This is a genomic window from Nitrospirota bacterium, assembly GCA_030684575.1.
Lineage (GTDB): Bacteria > Nitrospirota > Nitrospiria > Nitrospirales > Nitrospiraceae > Palsa-1315.
Window position 1 is genome coordinate 66,721 of the sequence record JAUXVD010000016.1, and the last position, 23,657, is coordinate 90,377.

The 23,657-nt window shown below is 57.6% G+C and carries 18 protein-coding genes; 11 read left to right on the top strand and 7 right to left on the bottom strand.

All coding sequences use genetic code 11. The features are described 5' to 3' along the window. Window positions 1-6: 6 nt before the first annotated feature. The 3 genes from Q8N00_12115 to Q8N00_12125 all read left to right on the top strand — a co-directional run bounded on the left by Q8N00_12115 (window position 7) and on the right by Q8N00_12125 (window position 3,180). The gene (locus tag Q8N00_12115) at window positions 7-756 is read left to right on the top strand and encodes a hypothetical protein (GenBank protein MDP2383539.1); all 750 of its coding nucleotides are present in this window, start codon (window positions 7-9) and stop codon (window positions 754-756) included. 141 nt (window positions 757-897) lie between these two features. Beyond that, window positions 898-2,145, top strand: a complete 1,248-nt coding sequence (gene amrB, locus Q8N00_12120; GenBank protein MDP2383540.1) for an AmmeMemoRadiSam system protein B — start codon at window positions 898-900, stop codon at window positions 2,143-2,145. Window positions 2,146-2,700: 555 nt separating this feature from the next. After that, window positions 2,701-3,180: a hypothetical protein gene (locus Q8N00_12125; GenBank protein MDP2383541.1), complete on the top strand. Its 480-nt coding sequence runs from the start codon at window positions 2,701-2,703 to the stop codon at window positions 3,178-3,180. Between the two features lie 566 nt (window positions 3,181-3,746). On the opposite strand, the gene Q8N00_12130 is transcribed toward Q8N00_12125, so the two are convergent. The 6 genes from Q8N00_12130 to Q8N00_12155 all read right to left on the bottom strand — a co-directional run bounded on the left by Q8N00_12130 (window position 3,747) and on the right by Q8N00_12155 (window position 11,803). Further along, on the bottom strand, window positions 3,747-4,217 hold the full coding sequence (locus Q8N00_12130; protein ID MDP2383542.1) for a transcriptional regulator: 471 nt from the start codon (window positions 4,215-4,217) through the stop codon (window positions 3,747-3,749). Window positions 4,218-4,219: 2 nt separating this feature from the next. Next, the gene (locus tag Q8N00_12135; GenBank protein MDP2383543.1) at window positions 4,220-4,507 is read right to left on the bottom strand and encodes a type II toxin-antitoxin system HigB family toxin; all 288 of its coding nucleotides are present in this window, start codon (window positions 4,505-4,507) and stop codon (window positions 4,220-4,222) included. Between the two features lie 222 nt (window positions 4,508-4,729). Next, window positions 4,730-5,743, bottom strand: coding sequence for an acyltransferase family protein (locus Q8N00_12140; GenBank protein MDP2383544.1), 1,014 nt, complete (start codon window positions 5,741-5,743; stop codon window positions 4,730-4,732). 56 nt (window positions 5,744-5,799) lie between these two features. Further along, window positions 5,800-9,537 (bottom strand): glycosyltransferase family 2 protein, encoded by a 3,738-nt coding sequence (locus tag Q8N00_12145; protein MDP2383545.1) that lies wholly within the window; start codon window positions 9,535-9,537, stop codon window positions 5,800-5,802. A gap of 332 nt (window positions 9,538-9,869) precedes the next feature. After that, window positions 9,870-10,391, bottom strand: a complete 522-nt coding sequence (locus Q8N00_12150) for a peptidylprolyl isomerase (GenBank protein MDP2383546.1) — start codon at window positions 10,389-10,391, stop codon at window positions 9,870-9,872. Window positions 10,392-10,531: 140 nt separating this feature from the next. Then, window positions 10,532-11,803 carry an MFS transporter gene (locus Q8N00_12155; GenBank protein ID MDP2383547.1) on the bottom strand — a complete coding sequence of 424 codons (1,272 nt, stop codon included), beginning with the start codon at window positions 11,801-11,803 and terminating at the stop codon, window positions 10,532-10,534. Between the two features lie 208 nt (window positions 11,804-12,011). Between Q8N00_12155 and Q8N00_12160 the strand changes: the two genes are divergently transcribed. From Q8N00_12160 to Q8N00_12185, 6 genes are all read left to right on the top strand, one after another. After that, window positions 12,012-15,374, top strand: a complete 3,363-nt coding sequence (locus Q8N00_12160; GenBank protein ID MDP2383548.1) for an AsmA-like C-terminal domain-containing protein — start codon at window positions 12,012-12,014, stop codon at window positions 15,372-15,374. Window positions 15,375-15,415: 41 nt separating this feature from the next. Beyond that, the gene (locus Q8N00_12165) at window positions 15,416-16,561 is read left to right on the top strand and encodes a Xaa-Pro peptidase family protein (GenBank protein MDP2383549.1); all 1,146 of its coding nucleotides are present in this window, start codon (window positions 15,416-15,418) and stop codon (window positions 16,559-16,561) included. 114 nt (window positions 16,562-16,675) lie between these two features. Beyond that, the gene (gene sdhB, locus Q8N00_12170) at window positions 16,676-17,650 is read left to right on the top strand and encodes a succinate dehydrogenase iron-sulfur subunit (protein ID MDP2383550.1); all 975 of its coding nucleotides are present in this window, start codon (window positions 16,676-16,678) and stop codon (window positions 17,648-17,650) included. Window positions 17,651-17,655: 5 nt separating this feature from the next. Next, window positions 17,656-18,090 (top strand): archease, encoded by a 435-nt coding sequence (locus Q8N00_12175; GenBank protein MDP2383551.1) that lies wholly within the window; start codon window positions 17,656-17,658, stop codon window positions 18,088-18,090. A 21-nt stretch (window positions 18,091-18,111) separates the two neighbouring features. Then, window positions 18,112-19,575 (top strand): RtcB family protein, encoded by a 1,464-nt coding sequence (locus Q8N00_12180; protein MDP2383552.1) that lies wholly within the window; start codon window positions 18,112-18,114, stop codon window positions 19,573-19,575. A gap of 18 nt (window positions 19,576-19,593) precedes the next feature. After that, window positions 19,594-19,947: a PilZ domain-containing protein gene (locus Q8N00_12185; GenBank protein MDP2383553.1), complete on the top strand. Its 354-nt coding sequence runs from the start codon at window positions 19,594-19,596 to the stop codon at window positions 19,945-19,947. Window positions 19,948-20,006: 59 nt separating this feature from the next. Here the strand turns inward: Q8N00_12185 and Q8N00_12190 are convergent, their stop codons facing one another. After that, on the bottom strand, window positions 20,007-21,704 hold the full coding sequence (locus Q8N00_12190; GenBank protein MDP2383554.1) for a tetratricopeptide repeat protein: 1,698 nt from the start codon (window positions 21,702-21,704) through the stop codon (window positions 20,007-20,009). Window positions 21,705-22,119: 415 nt separating this feature from the next. Here Q8N00_12190 and Q8N00_12195 point away from each other — a divergent pair, with 415 nt between their 5' ends. Both Q8N00_12195 and Q8N00_12200 read left to right on the top strand, forming a co-directional pair. Then, window positions 22,120-23,064, top strand: a complete 945-nt coding sequence (locus Q8N00_12195; protein ID MDP2383555.1) for a hypothetical protein — start codon at window positions 22,120-22,122, stop codon at window positions 23,062-23,064. Between the two features lie 178 nt (window positions 23,065-23,242). After that, a complete protein-coding gene (locus Q8N00_12200; protein ID MDP2383556.1) occupies window positions 23,243-23,653 on the top strand; it encodes a hypothetical protein in 411 nt (136 codons plus the stop codon). Window positions 23,654-23,657: the final 4 nt, after the last annotated feature.

Consider the following 23,657-nt stretch of genomic DNA (forward strand, 5'->3'; position numbering starts at 1 on the left):
GGACCAATGCCGATTGAAACCATCATCGGGGCCTGGGTGGCGACGGGGTTGACCCTCTTCATCTTCTCGTTCCTCTATAAGGACAATCCGCTGTTCAAGTTGGCGGAGAACCTCTACGTTGGCGTGTCGGTCGGCTATACCATCGTCAAGACCTACGACACCGTCGTCGTGCATCTCGTCTGGAAGCCGATTGTCGAGAACGGGGAATGGGCCTTGCTGGTCCCGGTTGCCATCGGGGCGCTCATGCTCACGCGGTATGTGCCCAAAGCCGCCTGGCTGTCGCGGTATGCCTTCGCCTTCATTGTGGGCGTCGGGTCCGGGCTCGCGATTCCGCGAGTGATTTCTTCGTACATTCTCAAACAGATTGAGGACACGGTCCGCCCTCTTCTCGTGATGGTACCTGGCGAGGGACTGACGTTTACCTGGAATCTCCTCAACCCGGCCAGCAGCATCAATACCATCATCATCCTGATCGGGGTCAGCTCCGTCCTGTTTTACTTTTTCTTCTCCGTTGAGCATACGGGGCCCGGCAAGGTTGTCGCGCGGACCGGAATCCTCTTCCTGATGATCGCCTTCGGCGCGGCCTTCGGGTATACCGTGATGGCCCGCATGTCCCTCTTGATCGGTCGTTTGACCGACCTCATCGAGTTCACCGATCCCTCCTATGGCCGGCCGAGCCTCTGGCTCCTGGGTGTGACCATCCTCACCTTGGCGGTGATGGCTCGACGGTCTGGCAGTAAGCCAGAAGAAGAGTAGGTCTGTCTGGTCTATTCGGTCTATCTGGTCTAGCGAGATCAACCGGATAGACGAGATAGACCGAATGAACCAGATAGACCAGACCGATGGTTGCAGCTTCCGTAATCGCTTGGTTACAATGGCGCTCCAACAAGGAGCGCCATGACTACTACAATCACGACCCCCCACGACCCCAAGCAATGCCCCGCTCTGCGTAACCTTCAGTTCTCACCGATCAAAGAGGGTGAGGAACAGTTCATGGTCCTCTGGGACCCCACGGGGCTGAGCAAAGAAAAGCTCGTACTGCCGCTCAACTATTTTTTCATCATTCAGCATTTCGACGGCGAACATTCGCTGGCGGAAATCGGGGCGCTCTATCTCAAACGATTCGGTGAATTCCTCGTGCCCAGCAAGATCGATCAGCTGGTCGTCGATCTGAACGAGAAGCTGTTCCTGGAAGGTCAGCGTGCCGAGGACGCCCGGCGATTGGCGCGTGAAACCTATCGGCAGAGTCCGTTGCGTGGAGCCGCGTTTGCCGGGCGGGGATACGAAGCCGATGGCGCGAAGCTGAAAAAGCAGATCGATGGATTCTTTACGTCGAAAGAAGGACCGGATTTCAAACCCTCAGAGAATGCGGGGAAGAAGATCAAAGGCCTCGTCGCTCCGACCTACGACCTGAAACAAGCAGGGCCGATCTATGCCTGGGCTTACAAAGAGCTGCAAGATGCGGAGCAGCCGGATCTGTTCGTCATCATCGGCACGGCCTCTGCCGGATTGGACCATGTCTTTGCCGTGACGGATAAGGATTTCGAGACACCGCTCGGGGTTGTCACTGCCGACCAGCCGATTCTAAGTCAGCTCAAGGCCAAGCTCCCGGCCTTCTTTGAAGACGATCTTTGCCATCAAGCGGAACAGGCCATCGAGTTTCAGCTCCCCTTTCTTCAGGACATCGTGGGGAGCAAGAAGCCCTTCACGATCGTACCGATCCTGAGTGCCTTCTCTGCGGCGAGTCTGGGAGATCCAACCGTTCGCCAATCGGTCGATCAATTCTTGACCGGGCTGCGCGAGGTCCTTACGCAATCGGGCAGGACCTACTGCGTGATTGCAGCGGGGGAGTTGGCTCATTTGGGCATGCGCTACGGAGACAAGGCGCCCCCGACGGACTTCTCCTTCCATCGTTGTATGCAGTTCGACCTGGAGATGTTGAAACCGGTCGAGGAGCGCCAGCCGGAAGAGTTCGCCAACTACATCAGGAAAGAGCAGGACCAGCGCCGGATCTCCGGTTTCTCCCCCATCTATTCGTTGCTCCGGCTGATCGATGCGGAGAGCGGGCAGGTGTTGCGGTATGATCGCGGGATCACGGATCAGTACAATTCGACGGTCACATACGCATCGATGGCCTTCTTCTAATCAGGCTGCTGAAAAAGGCCACCAACTTCGTTCTCGGTTCGTCACAATCCTCAACGTACCCCTGAGGGTACGCCTCCGGTTGTGACTCGCCTGAGGCCTCGTTGGATGACCTTTTTGAGCAGCCTGTCGTGGAAACTCCTGAGAGGGGAGCGGGGTAGCTGGGACGATCCCTGTACTCGCGCAACGCGCGGCCTCCGAAGTATGGGAAGGGTAGCCTGGTCGTTCTCCTGCTCGCGGAATGCGCACGATAAGAATGTGCTCGTTCGACGCGCGCAATCGAGGATCGACCAGGCCACCCCTGAAAATGAAATGGGGATTGGGAAGCCGCGCGCAGTTGAGATCATCCCAGCCACCCCTTAGTGAGTAATAACCCGTTGCTGCCTTCCCTTTCGGCTTCGTACCACTGCTAGTGGACCATTTCCTGCGCTGCTGCGAATTAACAACCCGCAGGTCAAACAAGCTGACAGACGGATAGCCAGGGCTGTTCATTTGACCCCTTCGGAACAAGATTGCTATATATGCGTGGAACTCACCGGCAGCCCAAGGAGAGAAAACATGGTTGATATCCCAAGCATTACAGCTGCCATTAGTGGACTCAGGACAGCGGCAGAGATTGCGAAGGCCATGAAGGGCCTTCACGACTTGGCGGATATCCAAACCAAGGTCATTGATCTTCAGAGTGCCATTCTTGATGCCCAAACCAGTGCACTTACGGCGCAGTCTGACCAATTCACCTTGATGCAAAAGACTCGTGAGCTTGAAGAAGAAGTTAGCCGCGTTAAGGCATGGGATGAGACAAAACAGCACTACCAACTGATAACCCCTTGGGCTGGATGTCATGTCTATGCGTTGAAGGAATCCCAAAAGGGAACCGAGCCTCCGCATTGGATATGTCCCCAGTGTTACGAGGATGGCAGAAAATCGATCTTGCATAATTCTCAAAAGCACGACCGTAGGACTCAGTGGATAATCAAGTGTCACCATTGCTCCTTCGATAGTGATAGACAAAATGAGGCTGAACGCGCATACGTTTAAAGCCAGGCGTGGCCGTCCTCAGTCACTTCTCATCCTCGCTGCCTTATTTTGCTACCACGCTGCTATCAGGACAGGACAAGCCTGCCCCATCAGCACCAACCGTGTTTGTCTTCTCAGTTGTGGTTTTTTGGGGGCTTAGATTGTCTCAGGTAGGACGAGGGGTAATTCGCAAACCGCAGGTCAGGTCCTATCAGCTCAAATATATCTTCATCCCCCCCATCGATGTCGCTGATTTCAGTAGCGCTGCCTGTGTTTTGAGCGGGCTAGCAGGCGTGACAAAACTTGGGCATGCGAAAATTACGGTTGAAATATTTCATGTGGCATGGAGGCCTTAATCGCCTCAGGATGCTCAAAAAGGCCGTCCAGCAAGGCCGCAGCGAGTGAAGGGCCGAGGCGTACCCGTAGGGTACGTTGAGGATCTGAATGATGCGAGAACGACGCTGGCGGGCTTTTTCAGCAGCCTGCTGAGTTAGACGATCCGTCGCAGGATAGGGATTTGCTGCACCAGCGCGACAGCAGGAAGCGTTAAGGCAATGGTGGCGTCGCAGTGTGAAGCAGGTGCTGGACTAGGGTACTCGCACTTTCCGCCTCTTGGTCGTGAGGGATTTGGTTGTGCTGGTGGCGAGGGGCATAAATACCGAGGGCGAGACGCCGAACCGTGCGGCGAGGTGGGCGATTTGGCGGACGTTCAGGTCGCGTTTGCCCGACAAGATTTCTGACAGCACGCCCTGGCTGCCGATCTCGGGCAGATCGGATTGCGCGAGCTCATGATCCTCCATCAGGCTGCGCAGAATTTCAGGCCCGGAGGCGTCGGGTGTGGCGACATGGGCGTCCTCGTATGCCTCAATAGAGAGGGCCAAGGTTTCAGCCAAGTCGGCGAGGGCATGGGTGTCCTGTTGGCCGATTTCGTCGAGAATGTCATCAAGGACGTCTACGGCTCGGTCGTATTCCGTCTTGGTATGCAACGGGCCCAAGGGAATCTGTTGCCGAATGCGGCGGTAGTCGGCGTTCACGTCATGGATGTATTTGGCGAGCATAATCAGGTCCTCCAGGCGTCTCGGTCGTACTCGGCATGTGTGAGCACGTGCCGGAGATAGACTTTTTTCCGGTTGTAATGAATGGCCGCTATCAGTCGGAACTTGTTGCCCCCGATGTTAAAGACGGTCATCCCGCCCACTTGATCGGCGGAGGGGAATGTCTTCCGTAGACCGGTGAATGAGGCATAGTCGGTCTTCCGAACAATGGCGTACCAGGCGTTCAGCGGAGCCCGTGCATCCGGATGCGCTCGCGCGAACTCCGCCAGTCGTTTTCGCGTGATTATATGCACGTGATGATGATATCTCAATGTGAGATGTGCGTCAAGCGTGCGAGGGGTAGATGTTCATGGCGATGGTGAGTGCCCACCATGCAGGATGCTCAAAAAGGCCGTCCAGCAAGGCCGTCCAGCAAGGCCGTAGCGAGTGAAGGGCCGAGGCGTACCCGTAGGGTACGTTGAGGCTCTGAACGATGCGAGAACGATGCTGGCGGGCTTTTTCAGCATCCTACTGAGTTAGACGACCCGTCGCAGGATGGGGATTCGCTGCATCAGTGCGACAGCTGTAAATGCGATGACAATCGTTGCGACGAAGGTGATGGGGATGTAGTAGAGGGGGCGGAACATGGCTGGCATTGTGGTGTGGTAGAGGTTTCGTAACAGCTCGACGACGATTGGATGGGCGACATAGACTCCCAACGTCCAGGGAGCCAAGCGCTGCGCGATCGACTGAACGGTTGGCGAGAGCGACGCTTGGAGGAGGACCATGAAGACGGTGACCGCCATCACCATGATGGTGGGACTCAGGTCCTCATAGAAATAGAAAGACCAGCGGCTTTCCAGACCATTTACTGAAACGGACAGGGCCGTGAACAGGGTCGTGACGAGAATCGCTCCAACCAAGACCATGCCATATGGCGCTGGGCGGTTTGCGAGGACCCGGACACAATAGAGTCCGGCAAAGTAATAGGCGATGTAGGGAACGAATAGGGTGAAGGCGCTGGTGGCCAGAAAATCGACCATGTTGGCCCCCAGCGCCAGGGCCGCCATGACGACGATCGCCTGACCCAGTTGTTTCGAGTCGAGACTGGACGCTGCCGTTGCCAGAAAAGGCGTCACGAGGTAGAGCCCCGCGATGAGGAAGAGAAAGTAGAGATGGATGTAGGGCCGTCCAGCAATCAGGTCTAGCGCGATCGTATTGAGGGTGAGCGGCTGGTGCCAGAAGAACGCACGCCAGGCCAGATAGACGACTGACCAGAACAGCAGCGCTGGTAAGAGCCGGTTCATGCGTCTGGTCCAGAACTCACGAGGGCTGGTCTGTTTCTTTCCATCGAGCAGCAACGCGCCGCTCAACATGACAAACACCGGCACAGCCCATCGCATGGCACTGTCGATGAAGTTGGCCATATGCCAACTGATCGTTCCCAGTTGCTCCGGTTGCATGACGGTGGTGGCGGCGAGGTGTAGCAACACGACCGCCAGACAGGCACAGACTCGTATGACGTCGAATGAGCCTGATCGCTGAGCCACGGCTGTGGCCTGGGGTGACGGTGCGGTATCGAATGGAGGGTGCACAGCGGTCGATTCTACCGTACTAGTGTCGGTTGGCTCGCCTGGTTGACGGAGTCTGCCGCCATGTTCTTTTCACTAAAACGAGCCAGCACATTGCGGGTCATCTGTTGCGCTGCCGGACTGAGCCGCGATGTGCGGAGGGTTGGAACAGCGTAATCGTCCAGGCCCCAACTCCACTGGATGGTGCCGGTCGAAAAGACGATTGCGCCATGCGCCGCGTTGTAGACCGTAACGGTTCCCTCATGTTGGGCTAACGGTGCACGCGCGATCACATGAGTGGTCGATGGGATCGCCTCACGCCCTCCGTCCACTTCATAACCCAAGAGCCCCGGCAAGCGGTCGCCTTGCTGTAATCCCGTTCCATTGAGGATCCAATGGGAGGCATCCTCAACCACGAAATCTCCATCGACTGGCGCGTCGGTTTCAAGAAACATGCTCCCGATCAAGGCGGCTTCAGGCCGGCTCACGGGAGGATTGCGCCATTTCGTCGTCACGAGGTAGTCGTTCGTGGGATCTTGATCGATCTGCAAAGGATCGTGCCAGGGGGCGTTCTCTTTATACGAGACGAGGGTCCTGTTCGATTCACCAGTGAGCCGGCTCGGTTCCAGGCGAATTTGCCAGTAGCAGGTATTGGCGGAGAAGAATCCCAGATGGGTGCCATGGTCACGCGCCTGCTCGACATGGCGGCGCATGTCCCAGCTCCAATATTCATCATGTCCGACAGAGAGGAACGCCTGGTGGGATGCCAGGAGCGCTGGGGTGGCATGGACATCGATATTCGTGGCATAGGTCACGTCATAGCCTTCCCGCTCCAACCAGCGCACCATATTATATTCCCAGCCTGCGGCCGAGTCCTGGTAGCCGATAGGGAAGGAGTTGGACGTGAGGAAATCTCCTGCGCCAACGCCCTGTGCTGCAAGCGGGAGAGGGCTGATGGCATAGGGACGATTGAAGGAGACCTTTGCGGCTTGCCCTCCTGCACTGTTAAAGGCATAGAGCGATTTGCCGCCCCAATTATTGTACGCCTGGAAGGTCGTGACGCTTGATTGGACGAGATAGGTCGAGGGGCGTGCATCGTCACGGACGACAAAAATAATATAGCTTTGAGCGCTCGTCGGTTCAGCCGTCAGCTTCGCCAAATAGATCCCGCTGGCCCAGTCCGTCGCGTCCGATCGATTAAGCGGGATGCTCAGGATGAGGGGATTGTCCCATCGGCACTCGATCAGGCCGGTGTCAGGATTCGTCGTGGGTTGTGATTGCACCTGCCCCTTCAGCCGAACGGGCCCGGCGATTTCTCGTGCACCGGTTCCCTGATACCAGCCCATCCGGTAAATCTGCAGGGTATAGAAGTCCGCCTTCGTATTGACGAAGAATGCCAGCTTGTCTCCTCGATTCACACTGGTCAGCGAGGCAAAGCCTTCAATCTCCCGATGCAGCGCCGGGCGCGTCAAGACCCAGTCGGTCGTGCCGGGCTTCCGATTCTCCAATTGAATAGGGGAGAGGGTTCCGTCCACTGCACCCAAGAGAGCCGCCGGCGCAAAGACTTCCAGTAATGCGCAGCAACTGGAGAGGGCGAAGTAGAGGGAGCTTTGCTCACGGAGATTCTTGAGCATGGCCGGGATTCGCCAGAGATAGGCTGTGCTGCCAACCATCCGTTGTCCGATGGCTTCCAGGGATGGGACAAGGCGTTGAGGCCGCAGGCTCTTCCAGGCAGGCTGCAGATCCTCCAGGCTCTCAGCGAACCCGATGAATGAGGAAATGGCATAGCCAAAGAGCGCGCCGTTCACCAGGGCAAAGGCCGCCGAGATCCATCGGCCCTGCGAGGCGTAGAAGAGGCCCGTGACACAGCAGAGCAGCAGGAGTCCGTATTCAAGGGCCACGTAGAGCGCGGGTGCACCGGTTCGCCCGAGTACTTTGGGTGTGCGCCGGAAGGGAATTTTTTCGCCCGTGACGAGTTGCTGGATGGATTTCATGGCACCGCCGAGATGTACGGGCAGCAACAGGAGATTGAGCGCATAGACTCGCATGAAGTCCATGAGGCCTCGATAGCGCAGGATCGACAGATCGCGAGCATATAGAAAGAAATAGGGCATGGCGGTCATCGACAACCAGACGGTCATGAGCTTGGAGGAGAAGGGGACCACCAATAGCAGCAGGACACAGATGGGGGACAGCGCCATCGAGGTCAGATAATGCAGTTGGTAGAAACTCTGCGGGGCGAGTGCCGGGGTTTTCGGCACGTTCCTGAGATACCGGAGGAGTTTGGGCAGAATGAGGAGCCCTCCGTTGGCCCAGCGGCCTCGTTGGATAATGAGCGAGCCGAAATCGCCTGGCGTGGCGCTATAGGCCAGCCGCTCCGGGTAGTTAAAGAGCCGCCATCCTCGTGCCATCAAATCGACCGTCGATTCCGTGTCTTCAATCACCGTGCGATCCTGGATGTAGCGCCGGATGATCCCGTGCTGGGTCGCCTCTTCGACGCAGATGTCTTCCAGCGCCGTTTTTCGGAGGAGCGCGTTTGCGCCAACCCAAAAGGTGGCGCCGAAGTAGGTGAAGCCTTGATGCAGGAGATATTGAATGTCGGTGGTCGCTCCAGCGGTTCGTTCGAGCAGGCCTGGTGCGTTCGGAATGGCGCTGTAGGGAGTCTGTGCCACGGCGAGTCGTTCATTGCCAGGCTGCTCCATGATCTGAACGAGACGGACGGCATAGTCCGACAGAATGAGACTATCCGCATCTAAGGTAATGACATAGGGCGAGTCCGGGATTTCATAGGAGCCCTGGAGGTCCGTCGTTTCCTCTAGCATGAGTCCGGTCGCGTGCGGCACTTCATGCAGCCGCCGGCCCATCACGCCGAGATAGCTGTTCAGGTTCATCGCCTTGTTCAGTTCATGCGAGAGGTTCTGATAGCGTTTTCGTTCGAAGACCGCGATGTCTGCCTGAAATACGGCGGCCAGAGAACGGTACTCGGCGAGCAGGAGGCGCTCCTGTGGCGCGTGCTCCTCGGAAACAGCCTGGGCCTGGCGATGCCAATGCGCAGCCCGCTCGTCATATCGACGTGCCGGCCCACGGAGAATATGCTCGGCAAACCAGGCGTCAGAATGCGTACTGTCGGGCAAGCGATCGGCCTGCTCCTGAAACCACTGTGCCGCATGTTCGTAGGCCTGGGCTAACGCGACATATTCTTGTGGACGTTCGCGCACGCCGGTCTGCTGGCGCAACATGAATTGCACCAGCAGGCTCTCAAAGTAGCGAGCCTGGTCGTCGAGCAGGGCATGGAGTTCGGCCGGCATGGACCGGGCAGCCAGCAGGGCTTCACGATCTTCTGCCGTGCGTGGATTCGGCGGATTGTCCAACAACAGCACGACCCGCTTGTGCGGATATTCCTGCAACGCGGCGGAGAGTAGGGTTTGACGGATGACGTTCGTTTCTTCTTTGTACGAAGGCACGAGAATCGTCAGGAGCGGTGTTGGCGCGACGAACGATTGTATCAACTCATCTCTGGTGGCTGGGACATGGCCGAGCCAGCGTTTCAGGTAGGCCAGCCTGGCCAATTGATAGCCGAAGTTCCCGGAGATCAGAAATCCCACCAACAAGAGGAAGACCATGGCTTCGACGACATGGAAGAGATTCCCTTGTTCGAGCTCTTCGCTGAACACCGTGGCAATGGACCAGAAAAACAATGTGACGGCGATAGCTGTCGCCACGATCGTGGTTTTGGTCAGACTGATTTCAAAGCGGACTTGTGTAGCAGTCATGAAACTCCTCTGGATGGTCCAGTCCCTTACGCAATCGGTGTGCCAATCGTCGATGTCGAAATCATTGATGTTTTGCGGGGAAACACCAGATCGCTCGAATGAGCTGAGGCGGTTATGTTAGCTCGTATGAATTCCTCTACCAAACATGTCTGAGGAGACATGTTCCGGTTCCGGGAACCAGTAGCCGAACGGACTATGTCGTGTTTTGACGGAACAGAAAGACGTGAAGAGCGGGCAAGAACCTAGAGATTCTTATCGCATTTCAATCGGATCACCGTCCACCTCACCTCGCGGAGTCCTATTCACTTCCAACAAACTCGCCTGTTCGCTCCTTACTCCTTCACGGTCATGGTCATGGGGATCGGTTCGAGGGGATTGTCGCAGTCGTCTCGAACCGCCGCGACGATCTTATCTACCACATCCATCCCTCGAAAGACTTCGCCGAAGACCGTATAGGTGCGGTCGAGTCCGCTGTTGTCTGCAACACTGATGTAGAACTGTGATCCACTGTCGTTAAAATCCCTGGTGCTATTACTTTCCCGTGGCACCTTGGCCATGGCGATGGCGCCCCGTTTATGTGGCCGATCGCTGGTTTCAGGGTTGAGCCAGTATCCGGGGCTACCCGACCCATGTAGGGAGCGGTCTGGGTTCTTGCTCAGCGGATCGCCGCCCTGAATGATGAATCCAGGAACCACGCGATGGAAGGTGGTTCCATTGTAGAACCCCATTTTCACGAGTTTGATAAAGTTTTCGACGTGCCGTGGCGCATCATCCGGGTAGAAGCGAATTTTGATCTCACCGAAGGGCGTCGTAATGGTGACGCGCGGATCGATTTTCTGAAATTGCATAGTCATAGGGGATGAATGTAACAAGGCGAGAGGCAGTGGGGCAAGTGGCCTGAAGACGTGATGGGTGATGCGAGATGAGTCATCGGTGGGTGGGGAAAGCGAAGAGGTGAGGGGGATTCTGATACGTACTGATCACTCATCACCCATCACTTCTTTAATCCCTTGCCCGGATCAATCTTGAACCATAAGAGCCCGCCTAGAATGGCGACGGCTGCGGCAAACCCTAACGAGACCGGCCATCCCCAATGGTGAGCCAGCCAGGGCGTCAGGGTTGGGGAGATCGCGCCGCCGATGTTGGCGCCGGTGTTCATGAGTCCGGACAATGTGCCTGCATGGGATTTTGACAGATCGGTCGTCGAGGCCCAGTAGGCGCCGACGGAAAAGTAGAGCCAGCCCGCGCCGAACGACAGACTGGTGATCGCGAGGGTGGGAGATTCGATGAGGGCTCCCAGGGCAATGGCTGATCCGGCCAGGACCATGCCGGTCATGCCGGTGACGGCTCGTCCGGTGGTGAGTCCGTACCGGACCGCGAGTCGATCTGTGACCCATCCGCCTAGGGGGCAAAACACCAGCATGGCCACAAAAGGAGCCGAGGCATAGAAGCCACCGCGAAGCACATCGAATCCGCGAACATTCACCAGATACAAGTAAAACCAGGACAGATAGACGTAGGCGACATAGCCGAGGCAACTGTAGCTGATCACAAGCCACCAGATGGTGGGCGTCTGCCTGAATGTACGCCAGGGCACAGCGGTGTCCGACGTTCGCTCGATCTGGGCCTCTGTGCCGGCCTGTACCCAGGGATGTTCGTGGGGATGGTTACGCGACAGAAGCCACCAGAGGAGTCCCATCCCGATGCCGAGCAGACTCGCAAGATAGAACACGGTTTGCCAGCCCCAGTTCACCATCACCCAGGCGGCAATGGGCGGCGTCAGGGCAGAGCCCAATCCGATGCCGCCGATCGCGATGCCGATGCCGAAGCCTCGCGCCTCAGTCGGGAACCAATTGGTGACGGCGCGGTTGAAAGCAGGCAGGGCCACGGCTTCCCCCATCCCCAGGCAGAACCGGACGAGCATCAGTGCGCCGACAATGCCGACGAGGCTCGCGAGGGAGGAGGCCGCGACCATGGCGGTCAATGCCGTGCAGATCGACCACCAGACAAGTGCGATGGTGAGCACGGCTCTGGCGCCCCAGCGATCGGCCAGCCAGCCGCCGGGAATCTGAAAGAGGGCGTAGCCGACGACGAAGGCCGAGAAGATCCAGCCCATCTGTTGATCGGTGATCCCGTAGGCCGGCATCATCTGCCGCGCGGTGACAGAAATGTTGACGCGGTCGATATAGGTCACGACGCTGATCGAGAACAGGAGGGCGAGAATCAGCCAGCGGATTCTGGTCGGTTGAGATAGTGGCGTTGTCACAAGAGATGATCGTGTTGGAGTGCCAAGGTGAGCGCCAGCAAGTATACCGAGTCTTGCTGAGGATCACCAGCATCCGGTCTCGATGGCGTGTGAAAACCCCTGTCGCGACGCAGACTTCGTAGATTTCATGCAGGTGATTCGGTAAGATGATCTCCTCACCGCAGCGAGGCGGTTCACCCACAGCGTACAATCGATTGAGGGAGCAGGAGTGGTTCGATTTCGGTTTATTGCCGTACTCATCGCGATCCTATTGATCGCCGGGGGGCTCTTCCTCGCCTATTCGCCCTATCTGACGGGTGACGATTACCTCAAAGAGTTTTTCCTCCAACAGCTCGAGCAGAGTATCGGCCGCAAGATCGACGTCCATCGCATTAAGCTGGTCCTCTTCCCACGTATCAGATTGGAGCTGACGCAGGTTGCGATTCATGACCGGAATTCCGAAGATATTGTCTTGTCGGCCAAGAAGTTGGATCTAGTCTTGCGGCTGCTTCCGTTATTGCGCAAGCAGGTGGTGGGGAAACGGTTGCTGATTGAAGAACCGACGTTGACGCTTCGGCGCGATCGTAGCGGGCACTGGAACCTCTTCGATCAGGTCGCGCAAGGAGGCGAGGCCGATCAGGATGCGGTGCAGACGATGAGCCGCATCTTCCGCATTCGCGAGGCGACGTTGGTGAACGGGAAGCTGATCATCATCGACGACGGACGTCCGGATGGGACGCGCACCCTGGCCTTGGAGTCGGTCGAGGCCTCGCTGGTGATCAGAGCGGAGCGGGGGCAGGCGGATCTGCACGTCTCTGCCGGTCATGCGGGTGAGAAGGGCCTATCCGCCATATCTCTGGCAGGCATGATTAGTTCCGCCCAGCGGCAAACATTGGCACCCGACGATCCCTCGGCCTCACAGCTGAGACTCCAGTTCGATGGCAATGTTGAAGCCGCGAGTCTCAATCTCCGAGAGGTTGTAGATTTCTTTGGGCCACGTCCGGTTCCTGAACAGGTGCAGGGTGTCGTGAATGTGCATAGCCTTGTTCGAGCCGCGCCTGGCGTGGCGGGTTATGATGTGCTGTTGTCCGATCTGTCTGCGAACCTCGAACAACTGACGCTCACAGGCCAAGCGAGCCTCTCCGGTCTATTGACGGTTCAGCCCACGTTTGCGCTGACCTTTTCGGCATCCCCGATCCAGCTCCGCCAGTTACTCGCGCAGTTGCCGGCGCAGTGGGTGCATCCGCAGTTGCCGGCGATCATGCAAGACCGGGAGATCGACGGGACGGTGGAGATTGTCACCGCCACCGTCACAGGGTCGGCGGCATCAGGACCGCAGCTCTCGTTGACCGGGGAATTTCGCCTGAGCCAGGGGCAAGCACTGATCGGAGATAGCCGTGTCCCGGCCAAAGATTTAGCTGCCGTCGTCTCGGTCGAACCAGGTCGCCTCAGGGTGTCGAATCTCAGCGGACTCTATGGCGCGATTCATATGAGTGAGAGTAAGGCGCTCATTTCGTTTTTAGAGGCGGGGCCCTGGCTTGAGATGGACATTGCTGGAACGATGGCCGCGGCAGACCTGTTGCAGCTTCTTTCGAAGACCGTCAAGTCGGAGCAACTATCGCGGGTGTTAGCGGCGTCGCGTGATGTCGAAGGCATGGCCAGTCCCACGTTTCGTTTGGTTGGTCCGCTCAATCAGACCGGTGGCGTGACCTTTGCCGGGGGCGACATTACTGTCACGCATGTCGGTCTGACGAATCCCTCGCTGCCCGAGCGATTGACCGGGTTGCAGGGTCGGTTCGTGCTGACGGATGGCGGGACGCAGTTCGATGAGGTGACGGGGCATGTGGGGGATCTGGCCGTGCGGATCCATGGTGGCATCACAGGAGGTAGTGGCAGCGCCTTTCAGGACTTCTTGATTCGAGTCAACGGCGATGCGGGCCATATGGCCAAGTTGCTTCCTTCGAAAGCCATTCCAGCCGGAACGATCGATGGGCTGGTCAACGGCGCGCTCGTCTTGACCGGTCCAACCCTGTCGCCACACATCCGGGGTGAGGTCGTCTTGACCGAATCGAAAGTGACGCTGTCCGATCTGGTTGAAAAGCCGATCGGCGCTCCGGCGACGGTGGAGTTCGAGGGGACGATTCCGCAGGCTTCCGGGGTCGTCCTCGACAGGATTGAGCTGATCGTGCCGCCGATTCGATTGCCGATCAAGGGCAAGATTCAGTTGGGCGAACATTTTTCGATCGATGCCGCACTGTCAACCGGTACCCTGTCGTTGTCCCGTGTGCCGGAATGGATTGCCAAGGGCGGGTTTGAGGCAGGGAATATCGAGTTGTCGCTCGACATGAAGGGAAAGGACCTCAATTGGAAAACATGGCGGACCACCGGGTGGCTGGCCTTAACCAATGGGTTGATGAATGCCAAGGGGGCCGAGGGGCCCATCGAGGATTTGTATCTGCGAGTCCATTTTGTGAAGAACGGCGCGGAGATTAAACGGCTGTCGTTCCATCTGCTCGACAGCGATCTTGCGCTGGAAGGGACGATCCGGAATTGGGCGTCGAAACCGCTGATTACGGCGAAGATCGAGTCCAATCAAATGGATCTGGACCTGCTCATCCCCAAAGGTGAGCGGTCGCCCATTCGAGAATTTCTGGAAATCCTGGCAGAGACCAGCAAGGTCCAGGTGATGGCGTCGATGGTGCGCGGCCATTACAAACATCTCAAATTTGGAAGCCTCTCCGCCCGTATCACCATTCAGGACGGCGTGCTGGATGTGGACCGTTTGTCCGGCCGATCGACCAGTGGAGACGTGGCTGGACGTATCGTGGTGCAATTGCCCCGGAGGGAGCCGGCCGATGCCGAGGTCTCGGTTCGGGCGACGGGGTTGCTGGTGGAAGATGTGCTGAAATTTTTCGACTCCAAGGGGGGCGTGATGACAGGGGAAGCTCGGGTGACGGGGACGATCCGTGGACATGGAAAGAATCCTCACGGGCTCTATCCCACATTGAACGGCAAGGTTGATGTCTTACTTGAGAACGGACGCATCCTCAAATCGCAGGAACGGGCTATTTGGAAGATCATCAGTATTTTGAATCTTCCCGCCGTGCTGCAAGGGAAAGTCAATCTGGAGAAAGAGGGCCTGTCCTACAACAAGATCACGGCGACGATTCTTGCGCGGAACGGACTGTTCGAGACCGAGAATCTGATCATCGACAGCCCGATTGTGAAGATTACTGCGGCGGGAAACTTCGATTTACCGACCGATCAAGTCGATATGGTGTGGGCCGTCAGTCCGTTCGGGTCGTACTCGCAATTCTTGAAAACGATTCCACTCTTCGGGCGGCTCTTTGCCGGAGAACGCAAAGGGTTGGCCACGGCATTGTTCTCCGTCAAAGGATCCATCGCGGATCCGGAGGTGACCTACCTGCCGATGAAGTCGTTTGCCAGCGGCGTAACGGGCTTGGCACAGCTGGCGTTTGATGTGTTGCGGAATACGGTGATGCTGCCGATCGATCTCATGACGCCTGATGAGGATGCAGGCGTGGGTAAGGAGGCCCTCTCCATGCCTGAACCGGTTCCATCCGCGCCTTGACCGACCTCCCCCCCCATGCTAGATTCCGAGGAATATTTACTATGGCGCCATCAACTACATCATCTCAACGAGCCACCGTCTTTATCGCTGCCAGTGAGAGCGACTCCAATCTCTATTACGCGACGAAGTTTATCGCGCCGGACCCCTTTATCTATCTAGAGATTAAGGGGGAACGGATTCTGGTGATGAGCGATCTCGAAATGGATCGGGCAAAAAGCCAATCGTCCGTCGATCGGGTGCTCTCGTATTCGGAGGTCGAGGGGCGAGCGAAGACGCAAGGCATTGCCGAGCCTGGTACCGTCGAAGTGATTCATATCCTCTTGCGAGAAGCCGGCATCACGCAGATCACGGTCCCGGCGAACTTTCCCTTCGGCCATGCCGTGAAGTTCCAGTCGTTGGGGTACCAGCTGCATCCAAAGCGGGATCCGTTTTACGAACAACGCGTGGTGAAGACTGCCGAAGAAGTGCGCTACATCGAAGCGGCTCAGCGTGCGACCGAGCAGGCGGTTGCGGCAGCCCATGAACTGTTGCGCCAGGCGTCGATCAACAACGATCAGCTCTGGCACGAGGGTGTGCCGCTGACGTCGGAGCGCGTCAAAAAACTAATCAATGTTGCCTTGATGGAGTGCGACTGTGTGGCCCAGCATACCATCGTTGCCGGAGGAGAGCAGGCCTGCGACCCGCACAACGAAGGCAGTGGTCCGTTGCCCGCTCACCGCAGCATTATCTTCGACGTGTTTCCCCGTTCGGCTTCCAACCGATATTTTGCCGACATGTCCAGGACGGTCGTACGAGGGACCCCGAGCCCCGAACTGAAGAAGCTTTACCAGACGGTCCTGGATGCGCAGGAAGAGGCCATCACGAAAATCAAAGATGGGGCGGATGGGAAAAGAATTCATCAGGGTATCTGTGCCAGGTTTGAAAAAGCCGGCTACCAAACCGGCCTGGTGAATGGCCGGATGCAGGGCTACTTCCACGGCACGGGACATGGAGTCGGTCTCGATATCCATGAAGCGCCTCGCATTAGCCGGACCGGATCGTTGCTTCAAGAAGGTCACGTCGTGACCGTCGAGCCCGGCCTCTATTATCCAGGCCTCGGCGCCGTCCGCATCGAGGATATGGTGCTCGTCACAAAAGACGGTTGCCGTAATCTGACGAACTCTCCGAAGATTTTCGAATTAGGCTGAGAAGCAGTGACAAGTGATCAGTGATAGGTGATGGGTTCTGGCGCAATGAGCCCTGTGCCTGTCGCGAGATAACTGCTACCGATCACTTATCACCCATTACTGGTCACGTCTCCTATGCGCCTCACCTTCACAATCCAACGATTCAACCCCGAAGTTGATTCCACGCCCCATCCTCAAGAGTTCCGTCTCGATGTCGGTCGTGGAATGACGGTGCTCGACGCGCTCATTCGTATCAAAAACGAGTGCGATGGGAGCCTGGCCCTTCGATATTCCTGCCGCTCTGCGATTTGTGGTTCCTGCTCGATGACGATCAACGGGAGCGAGAAGCTCGCCTGCCGGACGTCTCTTCGCAAAGAACTCGACCGGCATGGGCGCATCATCGTGGCGCCGCTCCGCAACATGCCGGTGATCAAGGACCTGGTCGTGGATATGGCTCCGTTCTGGGAGAAGATCCGCAACGTGCATCCCTGGCTGGTGCCGTCGGCCCGGCCATCGTACGGAGTCTTAGGTGCTCAGACGACGGCGTGGGATCATGGCAACCCTGAGTTCCATAATGTCGATGCCTGCATCATGTGTGGTGCCTGCGTCGCGGCCTGCACGGTGCATGAAGTATCGAAGGGCTTTGCCGGTCCCGCAGCCTTGGCGAAGGCCGATCGCTTTCTCTCCGACCCACGCGAGGCCCCGTCGGCGACGCGCGCCAGGCTGTCGGCTCTCCAGAGTGAAGATGGGATCTGGGACTGTACACGCTGTAACTTCTGCGTCGAAGTCTGCCCGAAAGATGTCAAACCGATGGAGGCGATCATCCGGTTGCGGCGGGCTTCGCTTGAACGAGGTATGACCACGACCGGCGGTGCCCGTCATATCCTCGGATTTGCCGATCTGGTCGAACAGCAGGGGCGTTTGAACGAAGCGATCATGCCACTCAAAGTGGTCGGGTTTGCACCGCGTGCGGTCTGGCGGATCGTGCCTCTGGGCCTCAAGATGTTATTCAAAGGGAAAGTGCCCAATCCTTTCGGACATGCGATCCCCGGACTCAGCCACCTCCAGGCGCTCATTCAACGAGTGCGACGTTCGACCTCTCCAGTCTAACCTCGATGGCCTGGACCCTTCGCTGGCTTGAAGACATTGCCATGGCCGATGCCGCTTTCGAAGTCGACGCGTCGTCGGTCGAGGAGGTCTTTCTGGGTGCAACAGAGGCCCTCCTTCAAAGCCTGGCAAACCCCGTTACCGTATCTGGCGGATGGGAGCGGTCGATTGAACGGACCGACATGGACCTCTCGGCCCTGCTGTTCGATTGGTTGTCGGAGATTGTCTATTGGAAAGATGCCGCAGGGGTGGTCTTCCGGGAAGCACCGCTCACGTTGGCTCAGGCGGGAGACGTCTGGTTGTTACAAGCACGGTTGATCGGCGCGCCAGTGGACTACCGGACTCAAGAGCTTCATGCCGATGTGAAGGGGGTGACGAAACATCTGTACCATGTGACTGAGGAAGCTGGGCGCTGGAAGGCATTGGTGGTGTTGGATGTATGAAGAAGTGATGGGTGAGCGGTGATGAGTGATGAGTTGAGAGTGAATACGGACATGAAAGTGAATCGGATCTCCGATGAGATTTGGGAAATCCCCACGTCTGAAAAGTCCGGCATGTTGGTGCCAGCCAGGATTTATGCGACGAGGGGCATTCTTCAGGCCATGGATTCCGGGGTCTTCGATCAGGTGACCAATGTCGCCTGTCTGCCAGGCATCAGACGGTATGCGCTCTGTATGCCTGATGGGCATTGGGGTTATGGATTCCCGATCGGGGGTGTCGCGGCGTTCGATGCGCAGGAGGGCATCATCTCTCCCGGCGGCGTCGGCTACGATATCAACTGCGGTATGCGGCTGATTCGAACAGACTTAACGCTGGCGGATGTGCAGCCGCATCTCGAGAGGCTCATGACCGAACTCTTCAGGAAAGTGCCGGCCGGCGTCGGGGCGAGCGGGTTCGTTCGGCTTTCGCGGGAGGAATTTGGTCGTGTGATGACTCATGGGGCCAAGTGGTGTGTGGATCGTGGATATGGGTGGCATCGGGATCTCATTCGCATGGAAGAAGGCGGCTGCATCGAGGGGGTCGATGCGTCGGTCGTGACCGACCATGCCATTCAACGAGGCATCAATCAGCTGGGAACCTTGGGGTCGGGCAATCATTACCTCGAAGTTCAGGTGGTCTCGAACGATCGGATATTCGATCCGGTCACGGCTGCGGCGCTTGGGATTACCGGCCACGAGCAGATCGTGGTGATGGTGCATTGTGGGTCACGCGGGTTCGGACATCAGGTCGCGAGCGACTATCTCAAGGTATTTGAAAAGTCCATGCGCCGGTATGGCATCACGGTGAAGGATCAACAATTGGCCTGCGCGCCGTTTCGGTCTCCCGAGGGGCAGGAGTATTTTTCCGCCATGAACTGCGCCGCGAACACGGCGTTTGCCAACCGCCAGGTCATCACCCATCAGATTCGCGAAGCCTTCGCGACGGTGTTCGGTCAGTCTGCGGAGGCCTTAGGAATGGAGCTGGTCTATGACGTGGCGCACAACATCGCCAAAGTCGAACGGTATCCGGAAGGGGAGCTCGTGGTGCATCGCAAAGGCGCGACCAGAGCATTCGGGCCGGGGAGTCCGGAGCTCCCGGCTCTATTTCGGCAGACCGGCCAGCCGGTCATCTGTGGGGGATCGATGGAGACCGGTTCCTATCTGCTCGTGGGGACGGATCACGCGGTGCGCGACACGTTCGGCTCGACGATGCATGGAGCCGGAAGAACGATGTCCCGCGCGCAAGCGAAGCGAACGGTTCGTGGCAGGGAATTGCTGGAACAGATGCAGCAGCGCGGTATCCTGGTTAAGGCCGTGTCGATGTCAGGCCTCGCGGAAGAGGCAGGCTTGGCCTACAAAGACATTTCTGAAGTGGTGGAGTCGGTCGGTCGGGCGGGAATCACAAAAAAGGTGGCGGAATTAAGACCGATTGGCAATATAAAGGGGTAACTACAGAAGGAGATGTGCATGGATAAGCGGCAGCATCCCCGGTTCCCCGCCAGGTTTCACAGTTCCTTTACCTCTGTTGCGGTGGTCAGTGGAGAGGGTGAAGTGATCGATCTTTCGCAGCGAGGCTGCTGCGTGGTCTGCAAGACCGCCGTGCATCCGGGAGGCATGATCACGCTCCGTGTCCATGTCCTGCCGGATGAGCCGTCGATCACCATTCAGGAAGCGGTCGTGCGGTGGACGCGCGAGGGTCGATTCGGAGTCGAATTCGTGTCCTTCATCCCTGGAGAATGGGCTCGCTTGCAACATGCCGTGACGCAGTTGGAACTACACCCCTACCAGCGACCGACTGACGAGACATCCGAAGTGGCGTAAGGGCCCTCCTCCATGCGCTGCCCGGTCGTCAGATTCTTCCCGATTCACGATGCAGGGGATCAGCCGTTTCGTCGAAACCCATAGAGCAACGTGATGTTGATTCGCCGGCAGAGGTACTCGTCCTTGAAGGCGATCTCGTCCGTTTCGTGGAACAGGTCCGAGTTGAAGACGATTGCGCGATTGGTGCGATAGGGGATCTTCACCGTCTGCGCGCCCACCTGCTTGAGCCAGGCGAGAATCTTCGGCTTGTTCTTGTCGCTGTTATATTCCTGAAAGTTCCAGTCTCTCGGCGCTTCCTTGTCGTACACGAGCAACCCGCCCGTTTCCTGATTGAGGTTCGCCTCATCTGGCGTCACCCAGAAATTCACATTGACCGCCGCCGCGTCGGCATGGATGTTGAGCCCGCGTCTGGTGCTGTCATGTTTGAAGGCCCAGGCCTGGGTGAGCCGATGTTGCTTGAAGATGCGGGGAAACTTCAACCGCAGTTCTTCGGCAATTTGGAGGAGCAGGGGCGAGGCGAATCCATCGCCCAGAAACGCTCCGATATAGCCATTTTCGTAATCCTTCTTCCAGACGGTGGACTCCCAACAAAAATGGCGCAGGGCGTCCAATGCGTCGGGATTCAGCAGCCCGTCGATATAGGTGACCTCCGGTTGCTGAGCCAGATAGCGGGATTCCACGGCTTCGACATTCAAGTCAGGATGGAGTGCGCCATCCGGGAGATGCGGATTCGGCGCGCGATACAGGAGCCGATTGAACGAGGCCGCAACCGGCGCGAGCGTGTGTGGAGCGATGGGAATTCGATTGCCTGGATCTGGGCGCGTTCGCAATTCGCCATCGAGTTGTTGGAGTGCCTGGAAGTAGGGACGATGCTCGTCATGTAGGAGTTGTCGCTCGAACAAATACTGAATTTGCTCAAGATCATGGGTGATACGTGAACGGTAGACGAAGGACTCGGTCACGGGCTTGGCATGATCATGTTTGGCTGTCGCCGCTCGTTGGAGGCAATCGACGGCCTTCTCATATTCTCCTGCCCAGGACCAGGCGACGCCGAGATTGTAGAGGGCCTTCAGATAGCCGGGCATGATTGTGAGCGCCCCTGCGAATGACGCAATCGCCTCGTCCAGCGATCCAGTCTCCATCAAGGCCAGGCCCAGATTGTTGAGCGCTTCGACATGGGTCGGCTTCAAGTGAATGGCCTGACGATAGGAGGCGAGCGCACGTTCCATCTCGCCCTGTTCCTTGAGGGCGGCGCCGAGGTTGTTATGGGTGTCGGCATGGGATGGATTGACGGTCAGGGCCTGTTGGTACGCCTCAATGGATTCAGCGAGCGCACCGCGGTCTTTGAGCACATTGCCCAGGTTGATCCAGGCCTCAAGATGCCGTGGGTTCACTGTGACGGCCTGCCGGTAGGCGCGGATGGCTTCGTCAGGACGAGCCGCTTTCTGGGCCACGACGCCAAGGTTAAACGAAAAGAGCGGCGAGGCCGGAGCCTGTTCGATGGCGCGAGCGATAGTGGTGATGGCCTCGTCGAATCGATTGAGTCGGTAGAGCAAGAGGCCGAGATGATGTAATGCGTCCGGATGGTTCGGGGCCAAGTCGAGGGCCCGCCGATAGGCGCCTTCTGCCTCCTGAAGTCGGCCTCCTTGCAGATGTGCGGTGCCTTCATTCATCAAGGCACGGAGGGCCGCGGAATCTGGCGCTCGGTCAAGCTTGGCCTGTTGCGTATCGTGGGAGCGACCTTTGACTGGTTTCATGATGAGGTTGGTCTTGTACTCCTCAGGATCTGATGCCGTGAGGGTATACGAATATCGACGCAATGGTCAAAGGGCGGGTCCCCAGCAGAATGCGGGGAAAGGTCGTCTCGTACTATTGCTCAATCTGGTTCCTTTGGTTTGAACAACAACCAGATCAACCAGAGAGATCAGTGTGATCGCGTCATGTCAGCACTCTCGGATCTATCATCGGTTCCAGCTGTTCTATCCCGATGCCAGAACAGAGGGCGGATGACCGACGGTGTGTGAGGGCGTCAGCCCAGGATTGTCTTTGTCCCAGCGATAGGCTATGTAGTGCGCAGCCGCTGTCTCCATCATCAGCCGCGCGTGCTTTTTCTCAAGGAGATATGCGTTACGATCCATGTTTCATGGGTATTTGGAGTAGAGTGTCATATTGATGATCACCCCCACGCCAGACAGTGAGATCTTCCTGTCTTTCGCCAACCAGCGAGCCGTGCTCTCGCCTTGGGGCGCGTCCTTACGCCGGTACTTCACGGTGGAAGCCGATGGCGGCGAAACCGATATCCTCTGGGGCTATTCGGGCGGCAGCAATAAGAAGGGCGGACAGGGAGACGTCTTAATCCCGTTTCCTGGACGCGTCGCTGAGGGCCGCTATTCCTTCGATGGGCAGGCATTGCAACTCGATAGGAACGATAAAGAAGGGCCGAATGCGATCCACGGGTTTGTCCGGACCTTGCCCTGGGCGATCGTGTCGGCCGATTCGCGTTGCGCCTCGTTCGAGGTTCGCCTGGATGCCGAGTCCTATGGCCCTCGAGGCTATCCATTTTCTCTCGACATTCGCGTCACCTACAGTCTAGATCGTCAGGGCTTGTCTTGTGCATTTGCCGTACGGAACGTGGGGGATCAAGCCGCGCCGGTCGGGGTGGGGTTTCATCCCTATTTTACCGTAGGCACGTCGCGTATCGATGAGGCTGAAGTCAAGATCCCTGGCTCGGGGTATCTGGAGTTCAATGAACGGCTCGCGCCGACCGGCACCATCATTGCTGCGGCCGGCACCGACTGGGATTATCGTGACTATCGACGGATCGGCAGTCGGCGCTTCAATCACTGCTATGTACAACTTGAACGAGATGCGGAGGGAATGGCCACGGCTTCCTTGCGCCATGACGGAAGCGGTCGGGCCATCGACATCGTGATGGATCGCTCGTTTTCTGCTGTCGTGGTCTACACCGGCGATGCCATTGTCGAGGCTCCGCGGCGTGCGTTTGCCATCGAGCCGATGACCTGCGCGAGCGATGCCTTCAATCACCCCGAATGGGGTTTGAAGCGGCTGGCCCAGGACGAAACCTTCTCAGGGCAGTACAGGGTCCGATACCGGTAGCATGCGGGGCTCTTTCCTCTAGACCGCACCTGTCTCCCGCACTAGAATCTCACGGTGCATCATTTCAAGGTGAACTCTTGCTTGTCGACGTTGTGCCTGTATGCCGAACGGGTAGTATTGCGTGGGCAGTAACTGCAGCTGAGCAGCTGCCGCCTTGAGGGGGGCTGGAGGTGAATCGATGACCGAGGGCAAGAACAATCAGAACCCTCCTCAGCCGGCTGAATTAGTTGTGAGTGCTGAACGGCATCAACGGCTCCATGATATCGTGCTGTACGTCAAGGCCCTTCATCATTATATCGATCCGGACATGTACCGCATTTCACTCGAAAAGTTGGAGGAACTTGAATGGTGCGTCGAAGGGGTCGAGTGTGAGCCTGAGGGGTCTCTTGAACATCTCGGGTTCGCCATGAAGGTGTCCTGGGAGGATCTGTGTTTTCTTGAAACTGTCGTCAGCGCGGCGGATACCTATTCGCATAGAGCATCCACCGGCTGGCGGGTTGAGGGGATTACCGACCAGGGGTTTGACGATTTATTGAAATGGTTGGCACGTTCGGAGGACGAGTTATTCCGATCGAAGCTCAAAACGTGATCGA

Coding starts and splice junctions, on each gene's coding strand:
- Q8N00_12115 (MDP2383539.1), top strand. CDS start 7: ATGCCGATTGAAACCATCATCGGGGCCTGGGTGGCGACGGGGTTGACC.
- amrB (MDP2383540.1), top strand. CDS start 898: ATGACTACTACAATCACGACCCCCCACGACCCCAAGCAATGCCCCGCT.
- Q8N00_12125 (MDP2383541.1), top strand. CDS start 2,701: ATGGTTGATATCCCAAGCATTACAGCTGCCATTAGTGGACTCAGGACA.
- Q8N00_12130 (MDP2383542.1), bottom strand. CDS start 4,217: ATGCTCGCCAAATACATCCATGACGTGAACGCCGACTACCGCCGCATT.
- Q8N00_12145 (MDP2383545.1), bottom strand. CDS start 9,537: ATGACTGCTACACAAGTCCGCTTTGAAATCAGTCTGACCAAAACCACG.
- Q8N00_12150 (MDP2383546.1), bottom strand. CDS start 10,391: ATGACTATGCAATTTCAGAAAATCGATCCGCGCGTCACCATTACGACG.
- Q8N00_12165 (MDP2383549.1), top strand. CDS start 15,416: ATGGCGCCATCAACTACATCATCTCAACGAGCCACCGTCTTTATCGCT.
- sdhB (MDP2383550.1), top strand. CDS start 16,676: ATGCGCCTCACCTTCACAATCCAACGATTCAACCCCGAAGTTGATTCC.
- Q8N00_12175 (MDP2383551.1), top strand. CDS start 17,656: ATGGCCTGGACCCTTCGCTGGCTTGAAGACATTGCCATGGCCGATGCC.
- Q8N00_12180 (MDP2383552.1), top strand. CDS start 18,112: ATGAGTGATGAGTTGAGAGTGAATACGGACATGAAAGTGAATCGGATC.
- Q8N00_12185 (MDP2383553.1), top strand. CDS start 19,594: ATGGATAAGCGGCAGCATCCCCGGTTCCCCGCCAGGTTTCACAGTTCC.
- Q8N00_12190 (MDP2383554.1), bottom strand. CDS start 21,704: ATGAAACCAGTCAAAGGTCGCTCCCACGATACGCAACAGGCCAAGCTT.
- Q8N00_12195 (MDP2383555.1), top strand. CDS start 22,120: ATGATCACCCCCACGCCAGACAGTGAGATCTTCCTGTCTTTCGCCAAC.
- Q8N00_12200 (MDP2383556.1), top strand. CDS start 23,243: ATGACCGAGGGCAAGAACAATCAGAACCCTCCTCAGCCGGCTGAATTA.